Origin of the sequence: Bacillus sp. JHAA (assembly GCF_036961585.1) — a bacterium.
Taxonomy (GTDB): domain Bacteria; phylum Bacillota; class Bacilli; order Bacillales; family Bacillaceae; genus Bacillus; species Bacillus velezensis.
Genome location: NZ_JBAMDE010000003.1, coordinates 138,532 through 162,131, shown reverse-complemented (window position 1 = coordinate 162,131; position 23,600 = coordinate 138,532). Strand labels below are relative to the sequence as shown.

The window sequence follows — 23,600 nt, the reverse complement described above, 5'->3', positions numbered from 1 at the left end:
ACAAACGGGGGCTGTTTCTTTGTTGCATTATTATTTTACGATATGGATCGGGCTTCCGATTGCTACTTCGGCAGCTTCCATAGTGATTTCGCCCAATGTCGGGTGAGCGTGAATTGTCATTGCGATATCTTCAGCAGTCATTCCGCCTTCGATCGCCAGGCTCAATTCAGAAATCATGTCAGAAGCGCTTGCGCCGGCAATTTGCGCACCGATTACAAGACCGTCTTCTTTACGAGTGATCAGCTTCATGAAGCCGTCAGTTTCGTTAAGAGACAGCGCACGTCCGTTTGCTGCAAACGGGAACTTAGCTGCAACGACTTCAATGCCTTCTTCTTTCGCCTGTGCTTCAGTGTAACCGACAGAAGCCAGTTCAGGCTCAGAGAATACAACCGCCGGAATACCGAGGTAATCGATTTCAGCCGGCTCTCCTGAAATAGCTTCGGCAGCGATTTTACCTTCGTAAGACGCTTTGTGAGCCAATGGAGGTCCGTCAATGATGTCACCGATTGCGTAAATGTTCGGTACGTTTGTGCGGCACTGCTTGTCTGTTTTAATGACACCGCGGTCAGTCATTTCGATACCGACTTGCTCAAGGCCGAGCTCATCAGTGTTCGGACGGCGTCCGACAGTGATTAATACGTAATCAGCATCAACCGTTTTTTCTTCGCCTTTTACTTCGAATGTAACTGTTACGCCGTCAGGTCTTTCCTCAACGCCTTTAGCCATGGCGCTTGTATGGATTTCAACGTTGCCTTTTTTCTTCAGTCTGCGGGTAACGAGAGAACTCATTTGTTTTTCGAAGCCAGGAAGAATTTCATCTCCGCCTTCTAAAATAACCAATTCAGTTCCGAAGTTCGCATACGCTGTTCCAAGCTCAGTACCGATATATCCGCCGCCGATAACAACGAGCTTTTTCGGAATTTCTTTAAGCGCAAGTGCGCCTGTAGAGTTCAGAACGCGTTCGCTATATTTGAAGTTTGGCAATTCGATAGGGCGAGAACCGGTAGCAATGATTGCGTTTTTAAATGTGTATGTTTGCGCAGAGTTCTCATCCATTACACGGACAGAGTTGCTGTCTACGAAATAAGCTTCCCCTTTTATAACGTCCACTTTATTTCCTTTTAAAAGACCTGCAACACCGCCGGTAAGCTTATTTACAACAGAAGCTTTCCATTCTTGGACTTTTGTAAAGTCAACCGTTACGTTCTCAGCAGTGATCCCCATGTCATCTGAATGTTTTGCATTCTCGTAACGATGGCCTGCATTGATGAGCGCTTTTGAAGGAATACAGCCGACGTTCAGACAAACGCCTCCAAGAGTTGCTTTTTCAACGACTGTTACTTTTTGTCCAAGCTGAGCAGCGCGGATGGCAGCTACATAGCCGCCGGGTCCCGCACCAATCACAAGAGTATCTGTTTCAATAGGGAAATCTCCTACTACCATAACATTACGCCTCCATTAAAATAAGTTGTGGATCGTTCAGTAAACGCTTGATGTGGTTTAACGCATTTTGTGCAGTTGCTCCGTCAATCATACGGTGGTCAAAGCTGAGAGAAAGAGCTAAGACAGGAGCAGCTACAATTTCACCGTCACGGACGATTGCTTTTTCAGCAATACGGCCGATACCGAGAATCGCAACCTCTGGATGGTTGATAACCGGTGTGAACCATTGGCCTCCGGCAGAACCGATATTTGTGATCGTGCAAGAAGCGCCTTTCATTTCCGCAGGTGCAAGCTTGCCTTCACGCGCTTTTGTAGCAAGGCTGTTGATTTCATCAGAGATTTCGAAAACGGCTTTACGGTCGGCATTTTTCACTACCGGCACAAGCAGGCCTTTTTCGGTATCCGCTGCAATTCCGATGTTGAAGTAATGTTTTTGGATCACTTCATCTGTTTTATCATCAATAGATGTGTTTAAAACAGGGAATTTTTTCAAAGCGGATGTTAATGCTTTGACGACGTAAGGCAGATAAGTCAGCTTGATGCCTTGATCAGCAGCAACTTGTTTGAACTGTTTGCGGTGAGCAACAAGATTTGTTACGTCAACTTCATCCATAAGAGTTACGTGCGGTGCAGTATGCTTAGAGTTCACCATTGCTTTCGCGATCGCTTTACGGATACCGCTCATTTTTTCGCGTGTTTCAGGGAATTCGCCTTCAGGAGCCTGAGCCGCTGCAGGTTTAGCTGTTTCCTGAGGTGCAGCTGTTTCTTGCGGTGCCGCTTCTTGAGCCGCTCCTCCATTTGCAAAGCTGTCGATATCTTCTTTTACAACACGTCCGTTATTGCCTGAACCTGTTACTTTACGGATATCCACGCCTTTTTCACGGGCATATTTGCGTACGGAAGGCATGGCGATCACGCGTTTGTTCGGATCAGCTTCCACTTGGTCCTGCTGTCCTGCACCGGTTTCTTTTGCAGGCTCTTTAGGAGTCTCTTCTTTAGAGATATCCTGCCCTGCTTCAGCAGACGACTGAACTTGAGCCTCAGTTTTCGCCTCTCCTGAATCATGGCTTCCTTTAAATTGAAGATCTTCGTAACCAGGTGCGTCAAACGTAATAATCGTTTGTCCAACAGTTGCAACTGTTCCCTCTTCAACTTTTAATTCTAATACTTTTCCTTTAACAGGTGAAGGAATTTCTACCACTGCTTTATCATTTTGCACTTCAGCCAGAACATCGTCTTCTTCTACCTCGTCGTTCGGCTTAACAAACCATTTTACGATTTCGCCTTCGTGGATACCTTCCCCGATATCCGGAAGTTTAAATTCAAATGCCACAGTTTTCGACCTCCTAGTTGATTAAGCAAATTTTAGTTATGCATTCGCAAGCATTGAACCTAGTAAACAGACTCCTTCATATAAGAGAAAAGGACTCTCTTTACCGTCTTTTATGATGCCTGATTAAAATTCAAGAACTTTTTTCGCAGTTTCAAGAACGTCTTTATGGTTTGGAAGCCATACGCTCTCAGCAAGCGAGAAAGGAAATACTGTATCAGGCGCCGCAACACGCAGAACCGGAGCTTCCAGGCTCAGAATCGCGCGGTCATTGATTTCAGCTACAACGTTGGCAGCGATGCCGGCTTGTTTTTGAGCTTCTTGCACGACAATTGCGCGGCCTGTTTTTTCAACAGAAGCAATAATCGTATCAATATCAAGCGGACTTACAGTGCGAAGGTCGATAACTTCAGCAGAAACGCCTTCTTTTTCAAGCTCTTCAGCAGCCTTAAGCGACTCATGAACCATCGCGCCGTATGTGATGATAGAAAGGTCAGTACCTTCGCGTTTCACATCAGCTTTGCCTAGCTCAATTGTGTATTCCTCCTCAGGAACTTCCTGACGGAAAGAACGGTAAAGTTTCATATGCTCTAAGAAAACAACCGGATCATTGTCTCTGATAGAGGCAATCAGCAGTCCTTTTGCATCGTAAGGAGTGGAAGGGATAACAACTTTAATACCCGGCTGCTGAGCGATAAGGCCTTCCAAACTGTCAGCGTGAAGTTCAGGTGTATGAACCCCTCCGCCGAATGGAGAACGGATTGTCACCGGAGAAGTCCAGCGTCCGCCGGAACGGTAGCGGAGACGAGCCATTTGTCCTGAGATTGAATCCATTACTTCATATACGAATCCGAAGAATTGGATTTCCATAACAGGACGGTAATCTTGCAGGCCTAAACCGAGAGCGAGACCGCCGATACCGGATTCAGCAAGCGGCGTGTCAAATACGCGGTCCTCACCGAATTCTTTTTGAAGGCCTTCAGTTGCACGGAATACGCCTCCGGCAACGCCTACATCTTCCCCGAAAAGCAGAACGTTTTCATTGTTTTTCAGTTCTGTGCGTAACGCATCAGTGATCGCTTGAATCATTGTCATTTGCGCCATGGCTTACTTCGACTCCTTCGCTTTGTAAATTTCAAGTTGTTCTTTCAAGTTGAACGTCGGCTCTTCAAACATATTCTCAATCAGCTCTGTTACTTTCGGTTTTGATTCGCCGTCAGCCTTTTTGATAGCTTGTTTGATTTCTTCTTTGGCCTGTTCAATCACTTTGTTCTCTTCTTCTTCAGACCATAGTCCTTTGTTTTCCAAGAACTTGCGGAAACGTACGAGCGGGTCTTTTTGCTCCCATTCATTTTCTATTTCTTTCGTACGATATTTAGTCGGATCGTCACCGGACATTGTATGAGGTCCGTAACGGAATGTAAGAGTTTCAATCAGAGTCGGACCTTCACCGTTAATTGCGCGCTGGCGTGCTTCTGCGGTTGCAGCGTAAACGGCAAGTGCATCCATTCCGTCTACTTGAACACCTGTAATACCGACGGCAACTGCTTTTTGGGCAATTGTCTGTGCGGATGATTGCTTTTCTACAGGAGTTGAAATCGCATAGCGGTTATTCTGAACAACGAAGATCGCTGGCGCTTTAAATGCTCCGGCAAAGTTCATTCCTTCATAGAAGTCACCTTGAGAAGCTCCGCCGTCACCAGTGTAAGTAATAGCTACCGCTTTTTTACCGCGCTTTTTAAGACCTAAAGCTACACCTGCGGTTTGGATAATTTGAGCACCAATAATAATTTGAGGTGATAAAGCATTTACTCCCTCAGGCATCTGATTACCTTTAAAATGGCCTCTTGAGAACAGGAATGCCTGGTGTAAAGGAAGACCGTGCCAAATCAGCTGAGGAACGTCACGATAACCCGGAAGGATAAAATCGTCCTGTTCAAGCGCGAAGTGTGATGCAATTTGAGAAGCTTCCTGGCCCGCTGTCGGTGCATAGAAACCTAAACGTCCTTGACGGGAAAGAGAAATTGAACGCTGGTCTAAAATGCGGATATACACCATTCTTCTCATTAATTCCTTTAACTGATCATCTGAAAGATCAGGCATTGCGTCTTTATTTACGACTTCTCCTTCAGCATTTAAAATTTGGAACGTTTCAAACTGCTTATGAATAGCATCAAATTGTTTTTTGCTATCAACAATTGAAGTTTTTGTCTTTGCAGCCATTTTTTAAACCACCTCTTCTTTTGATTTAACAGGGTTAGGATACCGTTTAGCCATCCGTATTAAAAACAGTCTTATCATGCTCTGCAATTCTAAAATTAATCATTCAGAAATTCACATAGCGCTTAAGCAAAGATAATGACGTTTAAACTGTACTAATAAAAAAAGATTTTTTATTAGTACAATATGATCAACAACCATAGTTTACAGTAATTAAACAAAGCCGTCAATCATTTATAACCTCATTTTGAAACCGCTTATAAAACTTAAGATCATATTGCGCCAAACTGTACTATAAAAGACTTTAAACTGTATTATAAAAATGCTCTACTGTACTATAATTAAAAAAAATTACAAAGTGTAAATTAAGTTATTTAACTTAGGGGCGGGCTTTGAAAAGATGCCGCGGGATAAAAACGGGCAGTTAGCAATCGTCCCGCCTGCCGAACAGACGGGACGATGCTTTTGTCTAATTATTCAATACCCGCCCACACGATATTCAGCGGCGTCAGCACGGCATGAGGATGAAACTCGGAAATCGGAGTGAAAAATACATACGTAAAATCTTCGGCTGGATCAGAAAACATGCCGCACCACCCCATTCCAAGATGTGAGAAGGTGCCTTCTGTCATGAAATAATGGTCACCGGCCGGCCACAAATTAATGCCTAAACCAAAGCCGCCTTCCTCTCTGGGCGCTCCGAAGAAGTAAAAAGGAAGACCGGGCTTTATTTGATTTCTCAGCATCGCTTCGACTGTTTTTCTTCCAAGCAGCTTCTTATCTTTCAATCTGCCTTTATTTCTAAACATTTCAGCTAACTTCCAAATATCTCGCAATGAAGAGTACAGACCGCTTGTCGCTTTATTCGGAAAATACGGGTGATGACTTTTTTCCAGCTGTACGCACTCGTGCTCATTGATCACACAAACTTCTTCTTTTAAAGCATCAGGCACATAAAAATACGTTCTTTCTAATCCGAGCGCTTCAATAATATGCTTTGTTACATACTGTTCGTAGGATACGCCTGTTACTTTTGAAATAATGATGCCAAGTATAACAAAGCCGGTTCTGGAATAGTTCCATGCTTCATCCACTCCGTACTCCAAAGGCGTACGAACCAGATAGTTTATCCATTCTTCCTCATTCGTTAAGTCAATGCCTTCAGCCTTTTGAATATCCAGCTCAAAACTTAATCCCGCCGTATGAGTCAAAAGGTGCAAAATTTTAATTTCTCCGAAACCCGGTTTATCAAACGCTGGCAAAATGAGCTTGACCGGCATTTTCAGATCGAGCAAACCTTTTTCGACGAGCTGCATGACGGCTACAGCGGTAAACACTTTTGTCAAAGAACCGATTTCTCTGATTGTATCAAGCTGAAATGTTTGCTTTTCTTTTTGTCCGCCGGTAAATTCCCCTAACGACTCAGCTGCAAAAACCTCACCTCCTCTTGACATCATATAACTCGCACATTGCAGATCTCCATTGTCTATCATCGTCTGATAATGGCCGTTAAGAGCGTTAATTTGTTTCATATCAAATGCCGGATTGCTTAATGTTTGTTTCATTGTTTTCTCCCCCTGTACTGTATGTATCGTTTTCATCCCTTACTTACTGATTTCTTGATGAATTCTGACACCGCTTTATTAAATTCTTCCGGATGTGTGATGTTCGGAAGATGCCCCGCTCCCTTAATTTTCTTTAATTCTGCATTGCTCAGCAGTTTCTGCAGCCTTTTTGTTTCTTTCTGATCAACTACGCTTTCCTTCTCACCCGTAAGGATAAGCGTTCTTGTATGAATGTCTTTTAAAAAGCCGATCGTAGAATAGCCTTCTTGTTGATGTATCTTCATAAAACGTTCAATAGAAGCATTTAAGAATTGATTACTGTATAAACTTTCATATTCATGCGACTTTCCTATAGCTATAAAATCATTTTTCAGTTTTTCCTCGACACTGCTTTCAGGGTCTTCTTCGTATGCGGTGTAACTTCCGGAAAGAATGAGCGTTTTTACTTTTTCAGGGTATTCATAGGCTATCCTCTGCCCTATCATGCCTCCCCAAGAAGCTGCCGCAATGTGGATCGGCCAAGCAACCCCTATCTCGTTCAGCACTTCGATAAAAGTCTGAGCCAGCCCGCTCAGTGTAAAATCGGCGCTCCCCTCACTCAGCCCGTAACCCGGTGTGTGTATGACAATTACATTAAATTGATCTGCCCACTCCTTCATTTGTTCTTTCCACATGTAAGCAGTGGTAGCAAAACCGCAAATCAGTAAAATTGTTTCACCCTTACCGCTCATCAATATTTCCATATGCCGGGCATTTTCTGTGTTTGCCAGAAAATGAACGGTTTCCGTTTCTTCTGTCTGGTAAAAAGCGATGAGTTTTTTTGCGGCATCGCTTTGATTGTGCTGAAGGGCTCCTTTCTTCAGTCTGCTCCAATAATGCAAATAATCGTCGAGATGACGATTGGAAGCCGTGCCGAGTATTCGGAAAGGACTCTCGGCTTCTTCCGTAACGACTGACGAAGCATCAAAATCGGCTGCAATCGCTGAATCTCTTACCAGAGGCGGTGCTGAACGGGCGGATAACGGCTTGAAATCGTTTTGTATTTTTTCTTTTTCTCCGTATAACACGATCAGCTGGTGGCCTCGGCCGAGAAGCGAGTGTTCAAAAGCTTTGATTCCGGCAGTATTTTCTAATGGGTGAAGTCCGTACTCCCTTTTCATAATATCTTGAATGCCGGGATCAACTGACATGCCTCCGTCTTTCCAGAAAGGCCAATTTACAGCGATGGTTTTTCCTGATCTTCCCCCCGCCTTTCTCATACATTCCCTCCACTCGGCAAAATGCTCCAGAAAACGATTGGCGTAAGCGTAATCGGCTTGACCCAGACTTCCGATTTCTGAGGAGATGGAAGAAAACAAAACAAAAAAGTCTAAAGGCATATCTCTGAGCGCTTCATCCAAATGAATCACACCATTGACCTTTGATTGCAGCACCGCTTGAGCTTCCGCGTCTGTTTTATTCATAATGAGAGAGTCTTTTAACACGCCTGCACTGTAAATGACCCCGTTGATTTCGGAAAAATCAGCACGAATTTTTTCCGCTAACTTGATGACCTGCTGCTTATCTGACATGTCAGCCTGGATATAAGAAATGCTTGCCCCGTCATATCGGATGCTGTCTAATTTTTCTTCCATGTCTGCTGTCATTTTCGATCGCCCGGCAATGATAACGCTGGCTCCGTGATTTGCATAAAGAAACGCTGAAATAATCCAGCCGATGCCGCTTAATCCTCCGATGATGAGATACACCCCGTTTTTTGCAAACTTTGCGGCCTTTTGTCCTGTTTGCGGCGAAGCGTCTTTGTATGCTGTCACCCGCCTTTTTTGATCGCCGTCATATTTCACAGCCTGATGATGTCCGGCACTTAATTCATTGAGAAGCAAAGGTGCTTTTTCAATGGTTTGTCTTGAAGAAATCTCAACCGTTTTACACTTTATATTCGGCTGCTCCGCATTCAGCGTTTTAAAAAAGCCTCCAATCGCGGCGTAAACCGGATTTGTATATTGACCCTTGTCATGTACGTACAAAATGTTGATGTTTTCTTTTGTTTTTTGACGAATCAACGCTTTGCTTAAATAAAGGATTGAATAAAAGCTGTGAGTCAAATCTAACGCTGCCTCAGTATAAGCTTTTTTTGACAGGTAATGAATGATTGACGCCGGAAATGCTCCGGACTTTTTCATATCTTCTAACAGTCTGGAGTAATGAGCAGACTGCTCCGGATTAAATTTATAATGCTTTTCATTTACTATTTCATATTCAGCGGCGGCTTCCGCATAAATAACATTTTCACTGCCGATGTACTTTCGGATTTCATCACTCAATGAACTGCCGAAATCGAAAATCAATGTATTTTCCTTAGGTACTTCTCCGGACTTTAATGGCGATTCTATCCATTCTTTTTGTAAATACAAGGAATCAAACACCGGCTTTTCAGACGGCTCTTTCGTTTGCGTTTTTTCTTTAAAAGCTGCGGCCGGCGTATTACGCACATCATATTTTTCTTCTAAATAAGCCGCTAAATCATGAATATTGTTATAATCAAAAAGCAATGTCGGATACAATTGTGTATCCAATCTTTCCTCGAGCATTTTCGATATATGCAGCAGCTGTTTTGAGTCAAGACCCAGTTCGTAAAAAGATTGGTGTTTGTCCGCTTTATTTGGCGGTGTGTTTGTAACCTCTCCAATAATGGATGACAGCTCATCTGTTAATGTTTTATGACTGTCTTGGTGCTGAACTGTATCAGAGATAGAGTCTGTAATGTCAGCTCCGTATTTCTCCTGCAGAAATTCCGTCAATTCACCGATTGTGGAGTAATCAAATAATAAAGTCGGGTACAGCTTTGAACCTAACATCAGTTCTAATTTTTTGGATAAGTCTAATAATTGTTTAGAATCCAAGCCCATCTCGTAAAAGGAAATATCATTCTTCACTGTTTCAGCAGGTTTTTCAATCATGCCGGCTATCTCTTGGATCAAATTATTTCTGATCATTTCTTTATTGTTCGCTACGCTGCCGACTTCTTTAGCTTTTTGGGAATGCTCCAGCCTTTGTATTGATTTTTCATTTCTGACTCTTTTCACACCGAATCGCTCATAATAAAAAGCAAGCTCTCCATCAGGCCTGTATACTTCTATGTCCGCATATAAAATGTCTTTAGAAGGCGGCTGCGTTATACTGGTTTTATTAATATACACAAAACAAGACCCAGTTGTTTTATGCAGTGCCCGGAATGTCTCAATATATATTGGGATAAACGCATTTGTTCCTTCATCCGGCAAGTCTGATGTAAGGATTCCCAACAAGCTGAGAGACCCATCCAAAAATGCGGGATGCATGTAAAAGTCATCTGTATATTCTTTTGAAAGTCCGCTTAAACCGACCTCTCCCAGAATATAATTTTCACCTTCATATACCGTACCTTCCAATTTCATAAAATCTTTATGAATCAGGCCGCCTCTGCGCAAATTACGATAGGCGGATTCAGCATCCGAAGTCCGGACGGCCCCTTTCTTTAATTCTTCGATTGAAATTGTCTTTTCGTTTATCGCATTTTTTCTTATGATTTCCGCCTGCAAGTTGACTGACGCTTCACCTTCCGCCTTTTCAGCGACCCATTTCCTGCTTGTTGTTTCAACAAGCCAGCCGTTTTCTTGTTCCGTAAACTGGAAGGTGACTTTTTTATCAAAATGGACTGACGTCGCAACAGGTTCACGGAATAAAACATGTTTGATTTCAAAACTTCGGGGGGATATCCCTTTCTCAGCTAAAAATCGTGTTATTAAATCCAGATACGTTACGCCGGGTATCGTACGCACTTGATGAAGGACATGGTCTGAAACAATATAATCGTCATGTTTGACTAATACGCTGAACCTCATGCAACTCGACAACCTTTCTTCTTTTACAAAGTAAAGAAACAGAGCAGGTGCTACTCTGTTTCATCAATAATTTCAAGAAGCCGTTTTTTATTCTGTTTGATTTGTTTTTTCCGATTTGAATCCGGCCAGTACTCTTTTCTGACAAACTCAGCAGGCGGCAGCGGAGTTCTGACGGAATGATATGAATCATCCAGGCCGCTTACCAAAAGGTGGGCGTTTGTTCCGCCAAAACCGAAAGCGCTGATGCCCGCCCTCCGTTTTCCATCCTTCCAGCTTCTCAGCTCTGTATTCGGATAAAAAGGCGACTTTTCAAATTCAAAGCGCGGATTTGGCGTTTCACAATTCAATGTAGGCGGAATTTCCTTATGCCATATTGATAAAATCACTTTAATGAAACTTGCCGCTCCGGCAGCGCTTAATAAGTGTCCGATATTGATTTTCACACTTCCTACTCCGCAAAATTGCGTTTTGTTTGTGTCTCTTCGGAATACTTTTGTCAGAGCCTGAAGCTCAATCGGATCTCCAATCATCGTGCCTGTGCCGTGAGTTTCGACGTAGCTGACTGATCCGGGAGTGATATCGGCTTTTTCAAATGCATCTTGAATAACCTGCTCTTGAAGCTTAGGATTCGGAGTCGTAATTCCCATTGTCGCACCGTCGTTATTAATAGCTGATGCTTCAATGATACCGTATATCCGATCTCCGTCAGCTTTCGCTTTCTCCAGCGGTTTTAACAGAACAGCGCCAAAACCCTCTCCGGGTACAAAGCCGTTTGCCCTTTCATCAAAAGTAAAACACTGACCGTCCGGCGAAAGAGCTCCTCCTTCTGTTAACATCAGGTAAGGAATTTCATCCAAAAGCAGATCCGCCCCTCCGGCCAGCGCCATCTCTGAATCACCGTTTTTTATGCTTTGGCAGGCTAAATGAATGCTGACTAATGAAGAAGAACAAGCGGTATCAGAAACCATGCTTGGACCGTGAAAATTAAAGAAATGCGACACATGTGAAGCAATAAAGTTTTGACTAAGCCCGACGATGTGGCTGCTGCTTTCTTTCGGCAGTTTGTGACCGTAACCGCCCATTCTGGAACCGACAAATACGCCGACTTTTTTTCCCGATAATTCCGTTTCTTCATAACCGGCATCCCGTACAGTCTGTACACTCGTTTCTAAGAAATGTCTTATCAGCGGGTCCGTTTGGATGGCTTTCTCCTCTTCCATGCGGAAATACTCCGGATCGAAGCTGCCGATTCCATTGATAAATCCTCCCCATTTGCTGATGCTTTTTCCCTTTTGTTTGACCGGAGAGTAATTTTCTTCTATATTCCACCGGGAATCAGGTACTTCTTTAATATGATTCTTCCCTTTTCTCAGATTGTCCCAAAATTCCTCTTTATCAGCCGCTCCAGGGAACTTACATCCGATTCCGATAACAGCTATCTTTGCAGTGGAAGCCGTCTGCGGTTCTGTATTTCGGCTCGTCACAGATTGCATATCTTGCTGATTGCTGCTTTGAGAATCAGTCTGTTCGATTTGTTTCTTCAACGGCGGCGCCGTCTTACCGATATATTCCGCAAGACCATGAACCGTGTTGTGTTCAAGAAGCACAGTAGGGTCAATTTTTTTCTGAATCATTGCTTCTATTCGATGTATAATGCTGACAAGAAGTATAGAATCCACACCGTATTCCTGAAAATCCGTATTTGGGTTAAGCTTTTCAAGGGGAATGCTCAATTCCTCGGCAAATACGGCAGAAAGTTCACTGACAAGCCCTTCTGAATGATCAAAAGTGTCGGGAGTCTCCTGTCTTCGGACTGGAACCGAAGCTCCGCCGGTTTTATTGATGTTCAGGAGACTGTCTGCATGAAACACTGTTCCTTTTTTCACGATAGGAATGATATTGGCCGATTTTTTCTCCAGTGCATGATACAAAATCGCCAGTCCTTCCCGTGTGGAAAGAGAGTCCAATCCCAATTCATCATATAAAGGACTCGTCACAGTACCCATTCCGACTTCTTTCCAGCTCGGCCAATTGATGGACGTGAAATACGTTCTCCCCTTTTGAAAATGATAAACCGCGAAATAGTCCATATATGCGTTTGCAGACGCGTAATCAGTCATTCCTTTCGACAGTTTGGGTGACTGTGCTGCAATTGATGAAAATAGAATAAAGAAATCCAGCGGCCTATTATTAAAAATCCGCTCCAAATTCTGAAGTCCAGTGACTTTCGGCCCGTACACCGTCTTAAATTCACTCATTCTTTTATGAATAAAGGCCGGATTTCCGCCGCTGTGCAGTCCGGCACAGTGTATGACACCGCTTATATCTTTAAATTCAAGGCTTACTTGGTGAAAGAATGAACGCAGCTTCTCTTCATTTGTGAGAGAACCGCTGTAATACAGATAGTTGACACCTTTCTCTTCAAAACTTTGAAACAGTTTTATATTGCTGACTGTCTTTTCGTCCTGTCTGCCCTCTTTCAGCAAATGATCCCATTCACTTCGCAAAGGTAATGGACGCGTACCCGTCAGCACGAGTTTTTTCACTCCCCGTTTCACCAAATCTTCAGCTATTGCTCTGCCAATGCCCCCTGTCCCGCCGGTAATCACGATGGCTTTATCCGCAGGAAATGAAACAGGCTCGCCGGTATGGATTCTTTCTTCTTCAAAATACGGAACATATCTGACGCCGCTGCGGTAGCATACTTCATTCTCTCCGGTACATTGCGCCCTTTCATTCTCAAAGATTTGTTTCAGCTCATGCGTTTCTTTCATGCTGTCTATATCTATTGTTTTCACATGAACAAAGCCGTATTCCGCAGAAAGGGCTTTCAGAAAAGCCGCTGATTCTGCACCCGTCAGCTTTGGTTTTTCCGCTTTAAATACCTGCAAGCCATTGGTGATTTGTAAAATGGATAATGGTGTTTCCTTTTTACTCCGCTTAATTATTTCTTGTATAAATAAGAATTTACCATATGGGATGCCGTTCTGATTGTCACTCTGGTTTCCGATATCTGAGAAATCAAATATATTTTGGACCTGCCGCTCACCGCCCGAGAAGATCTCACGGATAACGTCGTATGCGTGGTTTTCATCTAATAAAGAACACTCAAACATTTGATCAGAGTGTTTTATAAATGAAGAGTGATGTTTGATGACAATCAGATTCTCCTGATCTATATCCGAACAAATGGTGCGGGCAATTGATTCTGTGTCTTGATTTACAAATGCTACTGTCAGTCCGTACTCTTTTGTTTCGGATGAATTTACAAACGGATTCTCCCTCCATTTTTTTTGCAAGTGATGTTGAAAAGAATGCTGAGGGATCTCTGTCTTCTCAGTCCTGGACGGAACCCAATAACGTTCTTTTGCAAACGGATAAGTCGGAATTGAGATCCGTTTACCCGGCTGCTGTAAATGTTGATGAACGGATTTCCAGTCGATATCCGCCCCCCAAACCCATAATTGAGCCAGCTTTTCCGCTTCACCGTTCTCAATAATAGTCTTTACAAACAATTCACCTGCTGTGCCTTCCGTTAACGCCTTCATTTTTTCAGCAAATGCATCTGCTGATTGCTGATTAACATATACGCCTGGAACGTGCTTGTCACCGCGGCAAAACTCAAATAATTTATCTTTGATTTCTTTAAGAGAGGTACCGGTAATCGCCGCTCTGGCCTCCATCGCTTCTCTGCCCGATTGTGTAGTGTATGCCAGATCCCGTAAAACGACGCTTTCCGATTGGCTGCCTTCCATCACTTCATTCGGGAACAGGTTTCTTATCGCTCCGGCATATTCCTTCAATACGTATTCAGTAACCGCTTGAATGGAGGGGCAAACAGTTAATTCATACATCGTGAGTTCAATATGAAACATTTCGTTAATAAAATCCGCCATCCGACTTAATTCCAAAGGCCCTACGCCAAATTCACTCAGGTGATCAGCAATATTAATTTCTTCCGGATGGATATGAAGCAATTCCGAAACAAACGGTTTGAGTACTTCATACACCTTTTCTCTCATATCAGGCTGCTTATCCTTTACTTCAGGACTTAGTGAACGCTGGATAAAATCTCTCATGTTTTCGGCATACTCAAGAAGACGTTCATTGTCTTTGGCAGATAACAGGACAAAATGCGGTTCGTTCTCAACATGTTCTGTTGAGACGTTTGTTTCTTCATATTCTTCTATAATGATATGAACATTCGTTCCTCCCGCTCCGAATGAGCTGATCCCCGCTCTTCTCGGAACAGTTACTGTTTTTCCGTTTTCCTGCAGTTTCGGTTTCTTCCAATCTTGCAATGACCGCTGTACATAAAAGGGAGAGGCTTTAAAATCAATATTTGGATTCAACGTCTCCGCATGTATGGAAGGAAACAGTTTTTTCAGTTTCATTTGCAAAAGAACCTTTGTCAAACCGGCAATTCCCGCTGCGGCCTCAAGATGGCCGATATTTGATTTGACAGAACCGATGGAACAATATTGAGTGTGCTCCGTAAATTCCCGAAACGCTTTTGTTAACCCGGTGATCTCAATCGGGTCTCCAAGAGAAGTTCCCGTTCCGTGAGCTTCAATATAACTAATTGTACGAGGATCAATACAAGCTTTCTGAAGCGCGTCCTGTATCAGTTCAGACTGACCATTTGGATTAGGAACCGTAAAACCGTTTGTTCTCCCTCCGTGATTGACCGCTGTCGCTTTAATCAGCGCATAAATATGATCTCCGTCCCTTACCGCTTCCGCCGCCGGCTTTAAAAGTACGGATCCCACTCCTTCTCCCGGTACATAACCGTCACCGCCCTCGCCGAATGTCCGGCATCGGCCATCACTTGCAAAGAAGCGGCTTTGATTTAATAATGTATATTTATTCGGATGAAGCGTAAGATTGACCCCGCCCGCAACAGCAAGTGTGCTTTCTCCTCTTCGTATACTTTCACAGGCTAAGTGAATGGCGTTAAGAGAGGATGAACACATTGTATCAACCGCCATACTCGGGCCCTTAAAGTTAAAGAAATATGATATTCTGTTTGCTATTGCAGAAAATGGAGACCCGACGGCCAGTTCATTTCCTTTAAGTGATTCTTCAACGCCGAAAAATTGATAGCTTCCATATGTGACGCCTGCAAATACTCCGACCTTTTTGCGGGTCAGATCTGAAGGTTTATAACCCGCATCCTCTATGGTATTGTACACTGTCTCTAAAAAGAGACGTTCCTGAGGATCAAGAAAAGCCGCTTCTTTCGGTGATATCCGGAAAAATAAAGGATCAAACCGGTCTGGATTTTTCAGAAAACCTCCCCACTTATAGCAGCTTCCCTCCAGCATTTCTTTCCGGTCATCAGGAATTTCGCTTACGCAATCCCGTCCATTCATCAGCACATTCTGGAACTCCCTGATGTTTTCCGCACCCGGATACCTGCCGCTGACACCGATAATGGCTATATCAGCAGAAAGGGGATCGGCCGCCATGTGCTCTTTTGAATCTTCTCCTTCAGAGCGTACCGGCGCTTTTGTTTCCACTGGTTTTCTTTTTGGCTTTTTTTGATATGAAACAAGTTCAGATGTGCCGGCCGGTTTCAGCAGTTTCATCATTCGTTCGCTGTGATGACTCAGGAAATATTCAGCTAACTGCGATATTGAATGATATTCAAAAAATAATGTTTTCGACAATCTGCCGATACTTTGCTCCAGCTTTTTGGTCAGACGCATGATCATCACTGAATCAATGCCGTATTTCTCCAGATATTGTTTTTCATCTATGAGTGAGGCCGGTAATTTCAATTCCTCTGACATTATATTTTTCAGATAACTGATGATATTTTGTCTTAATTCATCGTTTTGCAAATCGGCATCTTCCTGCTGGTCTGAATGTAAGCTGATTGTGCCGGCACGCTTCAGCACATCCTCAATCTTTTCTTTACGGCCTTTCAGGGCAATCAGCTGTTCAGATGATTGACACAAGCTGTTCTCCAGAGCCTGTATTCCGTCACCGTCATCTAACGGGTCAAGACCGAGTTCCTGTTTCATGTAGGATATTCCTTCATCGTCAATATTCATCCCGCCGGAAGTCCATAGCGGCCAATTGACTGACACTACCCTTCCGGCAGACTCTTTTGCGGTCATAACTGCTGCATACTGATCCAAACAGGCATTGGCGAAAGCATAGTCACATTGGCCGGCTGAGCCGAAGACTGCCGATGTGGATGAAAACAAGACAAGTAATTCAACTTTCATTTTTTTGATTTCTTCCGCCAGCCACAGCGTGCCATAAACTTTCGAACCTGTGACTTGATCAATTTCTTCTTTTGTCTTTCTTAAGATAAAAGAGTCACGGAGTACGCCGGCACTGTGAAATACTCCATGTAAGGTGCCGAACTGCTCTTTTGCAAAAGCAAACATCCGTTCAGCATCACTTTGTTTTGAAACATCAGATCGGATATATTCAACTGTTGAACCTGAACTTCTTAAATATTCGATCTTTTTCTCCTGCTCTTCAGTTAAATCAGAGCGCCCTGTCAATATGAGATTCGCTTTCCATTGTTCCGACAGATGTTTTGCCAGAATATAACCGAGACCGCCCAGGCCTCCTGTAATCAGATAGTTCCCATGATGTTTCAGCGGCTGGGTTAAATCGAATGAGCCGGCTTTATTATAGCTTTTCGTAAAACGTCTCCCGTTTTCATAGCGCACTTCAAAATGGATATCCCGTTTTTCGTCACACTCTCTCTGATATATATCCGCTATTGCTGGAAGAGCGGCTCCCGCACCCTCTGATTGCGTAATATTGATAATCTGATAGTGAAAATTGGGGTGTTCCTGGTGAACGGTTTTCACCAATCCGCCGAGAGCATGATGCAGCGGCAGTTGTTCTTTATTCTCTGTTTGAAAAATATGCGTCAGCTTTATTATCTTTTTCCATTTTAGTTCAATCAGCGCCTGTGTAATATACAGAAGAGAAAACAATCCGTTTTCCAATTGTTTCTGTATACCTTCCTTACTCATGTCAGCCTGAGAATCAGACCACAAGTGAAGAATCTTTTCGGGCAGCTGATAATGATCATGAATGTATCGGAACAGCTTTAGATAATCGTCTTTTTTCACGTGGTTCATACAAATCGTATCATCATGTAAAACAGCAAATTCTTTTCCGCGGATAACAAACAAGAGAGTACAGTCCTTAAACAAACCGCTCAATTCTTGTATTTGCCGTTCATTTTCTGCAAAAATCAGGAGCAATCCCGTCAAGGGTACGCTCTTCTTACTCGGAATGAACGATTCTGTCCATTCCGGCTTGTAATATAAAAGCGGATGGTTCGATGCCCGTGATTTTTGATTCTGAATGGATGTCACACGGGCATAGCCTTCGTCAGCCGACATTTGTCCTGTTTGAATCAGATCAAGAATATCGCTGAGTTGTTCACGTTTTCCGTTCATCATTCTTCCCCCATTAATTGTTTCAATACAGCCTTCTGATCAATATCATTGGTTTCCAATTGACGCAGGAGACGAATGAGTTCGTCGTCCGTCTGAACAGTGTCTTTTTCATGACCATATCTGAATCTCACATCTCTGCACTCTGCCAGAATGCTTCCGTTTTCATCTGTAAACGTCATATGACACGTTACATCACAGCTGTTCTGCCGGTTCTCTTTTTGAGTATAGACATAAAAATTTTGAGCGAGAGGGTGATAGACATCCGCCGCTCCCATTCCGATCAATTCCGGGAAGGTTTCTCCGCTGACAAAAAACGCACTGGCAAAAATCGCGGACTCAAGCGCTTCAGGAGAGATCGTAAAATTCTCTCTTTTTGCATAAAGCTCATCCGGCAATGAATGAAGCGCCAGCATTCCGTCACTGTTTTTCGCTGATTCAATGACAAAAGGCGCTTCAGCCGGATGTTCAGTCATTTTTGATTTGACTTCAGCAATATCAAGCGCTTCAGGAAGCATACCGCTTTCAGGCTTAACAATATGCGCATTTCCCCTGGCAAGACGTACTTTATTCTCATCTTTTGTGTTTGCATATATGTCAAACCGCGCAAAGTCGCGCTCAGGCGTCAGCGTAATCATCAGTTCCCGTATATCAGTTATTCCGTTCATGCTTTCGGTCCACAATAAATCAGTCAATGTATGAACTGGTTGTCCAAATGCCGCCGCTGCATTGACGATAGCCATTTCAGCCAAAGATGCATAAGGGAAAAAGGACACGTTTCCTTCAGACAGACTTAGTGCGAACGGATGATTACGGGTGATTTTTTTCGTGAAACTGAACTGATTAAAATCGGACGTGTTACTCCCCAAGAAAGGGTGACCCGGCTTACTCATATCCGCTGAAACAAGTGCTTCCCCTTTTTCCGCTATCCAATACCGCTGTTTGATCAGCGGTTGTCCCGGAATAGAAATCCTGCGAGCATTCCGATTCACCTCAAAAGTCTCCCAATCTATCTTTCTTCCATTTACCCATTTGGATGCTGCTTCGGCGTAATCTGAACAAACGTGAGGCATTTCATTGTGAACTTCTGATTCGAATGTATTACCGGTATAGCTCAAGCTGCTTTTTTCACCCCTGATATAAGCTGAGAGCTCTTCAGCAATGACCCGCCCGGAATCTGCCACTATCGCCAGCCGTTCTTCCATATGATCGCGTCCCGTCTGAAGTGTATAGGCAATATCCTGAAGACGCAGTTTATCATTGTTATCCTTCGATTCATTTTCTGATAGAAAATCAGCCATAACCTCCGCATATTTTATCAGCCGTTGTTTGTCTTGAGCCGATAAAACAAAGATCACTCGGCCGCTTTGATGATCAAAAGCTTTTGGCGGCTCATACGCTTCCAATATAAGATGCGCGTTTGTTCCTCCTGCCCCAAAAGCGCTTACCCCGGCTCTCAAAGGATGAACAGCATTGCTGTTTTGCGGAATATTCCATTCAGCCGCTTTCCGCTGCACTTGAAAAGGAACCTGATCAAAATCTATAAACGGATTAACAATATCGGAATGCAGAGAAGGAACAAGCTGCTTATTCTTCATTTGGAGAAGCACTTTCGTTACCGCAGCGATTCCTGCCGCAGATTCTAAATGTCCGATATTTGATTTCACCGAACCGATGGCGCAAGGATGGTTCAATTGATAGGAATCTTTCAGTCCTTGAATTTCAATCGGATCGCCTAATGACGTCCCTGTTCCATGTGCTTCAATATAATTGACGGTATTCGGATCAATGTCAGCTTTACGAAGCGCTTCTGAAATGACCTCCGCCTGCGCATCCGGATTCGGTATGGAATATCCGCTCGTCTTTCCTCCATGGTTAACGGCGCTTCCCTTAATCACACCGTATATTTGATCTTGATCTTCTATTGCTTTTTTCAATGGTTTTAACAATACGGCCCCGACTCCCTCACCGGGAACATAACCGCTTCCGTCTTTTCCAAAACTCCGGCATCTGCCGTCACTTGATAGAAACTGTCCCATGCTGAGGAACTTATATTTATTCGGATGTATTGACAAATTCACTCCGCCGGCTAATGCCATATCGCTCTCTCCGCAATGTATGCTTTGGCATGCGTAATGAATAGAGGTCAGTGATGAAGAGCACATTGTATCCAGAGCCAAACTCGGACCTTTTAAATGAAAATAATAAGACACCCGATTGGCAATTGAAGAATAGACGGACGCCGGCGAGAAAGCCACTCCATTTTCTTCTCCTTCAAATAGTTGATATTGGCCCCACATTGCACCGACAAATACACCGACTTTCATCTTTTCCAGCATGTTTCTCGGGTACCCTGAGTCTTCAAAACAATGTTTGGCCGTTTCTAAAAAGAGCCTTTCCTGGGGATCCATAAGTTCTGCTTCCCTTGGGGAAATATGAAAGAAAAGCGGATCAAATTGATCGGCTCCGCTGATAAAACCTCCCCACTTGCTGTAAGACTTCCCTTTCATATCTCTGTCTTCGCTGAAGAAATCATCCATATTCCAGCGGTCAGGCGGGATTTCTGTAATACAATCTTTTCCGCTCTTTAAATTCTCCCAAAATTCAGGTAAGTCTTCAGCCATCGGATACTTTCCGCTTAATCCGATAATGGCAATGTCCTCATGCCTTGTATCAGCTTTCTCATTTATTTGGATCTCGCAGTTTTCATCCTCTATGAAGGTATCTTGAAGTGCAGATTCCAATTTTTCTTTGTCACCTTCAAACACGATCAGCTGTGATGCGTTCAGAGAGAGTGAATCTTGAAAAGCTTTGATCCCATTGGTTTTACTAAGAGGAACCATACCGATTTTTTGTTTCATCCATTTTTCAGTTTGTTTATCCACTTTCATGCCGCCGTCTTCCCATAGCGGCCAGCCGATGGCTACTGAGACGCCGGAGCGTTCTTTTTTCCGCCTCATTCCTTCACGCCACTCAGCGAAAAGATCGATGAACCGGTTGGCCAATGCGTAATCCGTCTGTCCGATATTCCCGTACATCGAGGTGCTTGATGAAAACATCACAAAGAAGTCCAAAGGTTCGGTTTGCAGCAAGCTGTCCAATAAGACCGTCCCATTTATTTTCGGAGCGATTACTTCCTGAATTTCATCTTTTGATTTTTGAATCAATAAAGCGTCGTGCGTCACACCGGCACTGTGTATCACACCGTTGATTTCTCCGAATTGCCTTTTAATGGTTTTTATGATTCGCTCTGCATCACGGCTATCTGAAAAATCACCTCTTATATATTGAACCGAAGAACCGCCTGCTTTCATTCGGCTGATTTTGTTCTTTTTGTCTTCCGTAAGTTCAGAACGGCCCGCTAAAATAATATTGGCTTTCGTTTGGGCTGCGATATGTTCAGCAAATATAAGGCCTAAGCCGCCGGCCCCTCCTGTAATCATGTATACTCCGTTTTCTTTAAAGGAGAAATCTGAGTTTGGAGCCGGTTCCGCTTCCCGTAAGGCACGGACCCAGCGCACATTTCCTTCATAATAAAGATCGGTTTCTCCCGGATGAGCTTCCGTAGATTCGACTCTGATGATTTCAGCTGTAAGTTCCGTCAACGATGACTTGTCTGAAACTGATATCCCGATTGTCTTAAGGGCCAGTTTCGGGTTCTCAAGCACAATAGACTGCCCTGCGCCATGGACTGAAGCGTAAAGCGGCTGATCATTTTTATGATCCGCCGGATAAAGGAAAAGCGATACAACCTTTTTTTCCGTCTTGCTGCGCATCAATGCCCGGCTGAAAAAGAATAGCGGGTAAGCCCCCTTAGAAAGCTGTTCACTTATTTTTTCCGGGCCGGCAAATGACCCTTCCGGCCACCCGTAAACCACGGTGTCGGGCATTTGCCCCCTTTTTTTCAGATCAGCTGCAAGCCTGTCAAAGTGAGCTTCCTCCCTGTGATCTATCTCATAAACACCGTCTCCGTGATAGGAGAAACGATTCCCTGATAAAACGAGAATGATCTGTGTATTTTCGAATCCATTTTCAGCATTTTCCCGCATAAAATGAAAAAGCTCTCTGTCATATTGAAACAGCAGGCATGTTCTTTTCTTTTTATTTCCGCAATTCGGGTCCCAAGCCGCAGCCTTTTGTCTCCAATGCGGCGTTAAATAGGTCAAAGCCGTATGATTCTCTCCATGATGAAGAGGGAGGTCTTTTTCAACGGAAGTTTTTTCGCCGCTCTCTGCAAAATAGTTTGCAAGTTTTTGAATCGTCGGATACTCAAACAATAAAGTAGGGTACAGTTCCCTGCCTGTTTTCTCTTCCAATGCCTTTACGGCTTGCATAAGTGTTACGGAATCGAGGCCTTGTTCATAAAAACCTTTTACCACAGAGAGTGTTTCAGGGGCAGTCCCTTTGATATCTGCAATCAGCTGCTGAATGTCTCCTTCTGTTATAAGAGCGGAAAGATTTTCGTTCTTACTTTCTATCATGTCAGGCTTTTCAGCCGGTTGATTTCGCGTTAAGAAATAACTGGACATTCTTTGATTTTCTTTAATATACGCGGCGAGTTCCCGGATCGTTTTCTGTTCAAACAGGAGTGTAGGATACAGCTGTTCCCCTGTTTTGTTTTCAAGTTCTTTGACAATGGCAAGCAAAGAAGCTGAATCCAGGCCCTGTTCATAAAAACCAATGTCTGTCCTTATGTCACGCAGATCTATATTTGAAACCCCGGATATTAATTCTTTAAGGTGTGTCTCAATGCTTTCGCTTCGATTTATGATTGAATCTTTTCTGATCAGGCTGTCTTTTGGCTGAGAAGCCGCTTCAGTTTCCAAACGAGTCTGCTTCAGATTTTCAATTAAATCTTTTGAGCGAATATGTTTCACAGACAGCCGCGTAAAATAAGCGATCACCTCCCCGTATGCATCGTACAAACCGTAACTTACTTGGATGACATCCCCTGAATCATGATTTTGGTCTTGCTTCTCTATGTACACATAACACCTGTCTTCCAGGCGCTTCGCCATACGGAAAGATTCAATATGGATGGGAATATACGTCTTCATCCGGCTTGCCGGAGATCCTTGTGTAAAATATTCGGGACATGCCTGATAAAGGATCGATATGATGGTAGACGCATCAAGAAAAGTGGGATGCAATTGAAAATAGCCGGTATATTGATTGGCAATTTGGCTGAGCGACAACTCTGCAAGTACAGAATGATCAGACGCATAAACCTTCCCCAGACTCTTCATAAATTCAAAATGCTCTATATCAACCTTTTTTAAATAGTCATAACATATCTCCATATCGGCTTCACGGACGGAGGCATGTTTGATTTCATCGATATGAATTGACCTCATGCTTTCCGGGAATTTCTGCATGAGCCTGCAGGTCATATTCTCATCCCAGCTTTCATCCAGGATGCGGTCATCTTTTACCTTTCTGCTCTTCGCCTGAATTTCCCATCCCTGTTCCAATCCCTGAAAACGGATGCGGATTTCTCTGTCAAAGGTATCCGATGTTGCTACAGGTTCCAAATACAAAATATTCTGGCACTCAAGTTCTTCAATAGGCAAACCTTTGCTCATCGCCATACGGTATATCATATCTAAAAATGTGACACCGGGTATAATCCGGGTGCCATGCACCCGGTGATCCCTGACAATATAGTCCGTATGTTTAATTGTTAATGTGAACTGATAGTTTTGATTACTGGCCACCTGTCTCATTCCTT

Annotated in this window: 8 protein-coding genes; all 8 read right to left on the bottom strand. The window is 43.5% G+C overall.

What is annotated here, in order from left to right; translation table 11 throughout:
- Window positions 1-30: 30 nt before the first annotated feature.
- The gene (gene lpdA, locus V7728_RS08190) at window positions 31-1,443 is read right to left on the bottom strand and encodes a dihydrolipoyl dehydrogenase (protein ID WP_007409663.1); all 1,413 of its coding nucleotides are present in this window, start codon (window positions 1,441-1,443) and stop codon (window positions 31-33) included.
- Window positions 1,444-1,447: 4 nt separating this feature from the next.
- Entirely contained in the window at window positions 1,448-2,776 is a 1,329-nt protein-coding gene (gene pdhC / locus V7728_RS08185) for a pyruvate dehydrogenase complex dihydrolipoyllysine-residue acetyltransferase (protein WP_015417397.1), read from the bottom strand.
- Window positions 2,777-2,899: 123 nt separating this feature from the next.
- A complete protein-coding gene (gene pdhB / locus V7728_RS08180) occupies window positions 2,900-3,877 on the bottom strand; it encodes a pyruvate dehydrogenase complex E1 component subunit beta (RefSeq protein ID WP_003154528.1) in 978 nt (325 codons plus the stop codon).
- Between the two features lie 3 nt (window positions 3,878-3,880).
- Complete coding sequence (gene pdhA / locus V7728_RS08175; protein WP_007611171.1) at window positions 3,881-4,996, bottom strand: pyruvate dehydrogenase (acetyl-transferring) E1 component subunit alpha; 1,116 nt, start codon at window positions 4,994-4,996, stop codon at window positions 3,881-3,883.
- 470 nt (window positions 4,997-5,466) lie between these two features.
- Window positions 5,467-6,558 carry a serine hydrolase domain-containing protein gene (locus V7728_RS08170; protein WP_082997962.1) on the bottom strand — a complete coding sequence of 364 codons (1,092 nt, stop codon included), beginning with the start codon at window positions 6,556-6,558 and terminating at the stop codon, window positions 5,467-5,469.
- 32 nt (window positions 6,559-6,590) lie between these two features.
- A complete protein-coding gene (locus V7728_RS08165; RefSeq protein ID WP_082997961.1) occupies window positions 6,591-10,442 on the bottom strand; it encodes an alpha/beta fold hydrolase in 3,852 nt (1,283 codons plus the stop codon).
- A 50-nt stretch (window positions 10,443-10,492) separates the two neighbouring features.
- Window positions 10,493-17,875: an SDR family NAD(P)-dependent oxidoreductase gene (locus V7728_RS08160; RefSeq protein ID WP_335371362.1), complete on the bottom strand. Its 7,383-nt coding sequence runs from the start codon at window positions 17,873-17,875 to the stop codon at window positions 10,493-10,495.
- Entirely contained in the window at window positions 17,875-23,586 is a 5,712-nt protein-coding gene (locus V7728_RS08155; RefSeq protein WP_099566721.1) for a type I polyketide synthase, read from the bottom strand. The genes V7728_RS08160 and V7728_RS08155 overlap by 1 nt, the downstream gene beginning before the upstream one ends.
- Window positions 23,587-23,600 lie beyond the last annotated feature (14 nt).

Excerpts from the sequence above, each read along its gene's own strand:
- pdhB (WP_003154528.1), bottom strand. The coding sequence starts at position 3,877 with ATGGCGCAAATGACAATGATTCAAGCGATCACTGATGCGTTACGCACA.
- lpdA (WP_007409663.1), bottom strand. The coding sequence starts at position 1,443 with ATGGTAGTAGGAGATTTCCCTATTGAAACAGATACTCTTGTGATTGGT.
- V7728_RS08170 (WP_082997962.1), bottom strand. The coding sequence starts at position 6,558 with ATGAAACAAACATTAAGCAATCCGGCATTTGATATGAAACAAATTAAC.
- pdhA (WP_007611171.1), bottom strand. The coding sequence starts at position 4,996 with ATGGCTGCAAAGACAAAAACTTCAATTGTTGATAGCAAAAAACAATTT.
- V7728_RS08160 (WP_335371362.1), bottom strand. The coding sequence starts at position 17,875 with ATGAACGGAAAACGTGAACAACTCAGCGATATTCTTGATCTGATTCAA.
- V7728_RS08165 (WP_082997961.1), bottom strand. The coding sequence starts at position 10,442 with ATGAGGTTCAGCGTATTAGTCAAACATGACGATTATATTGTTTCAGAC.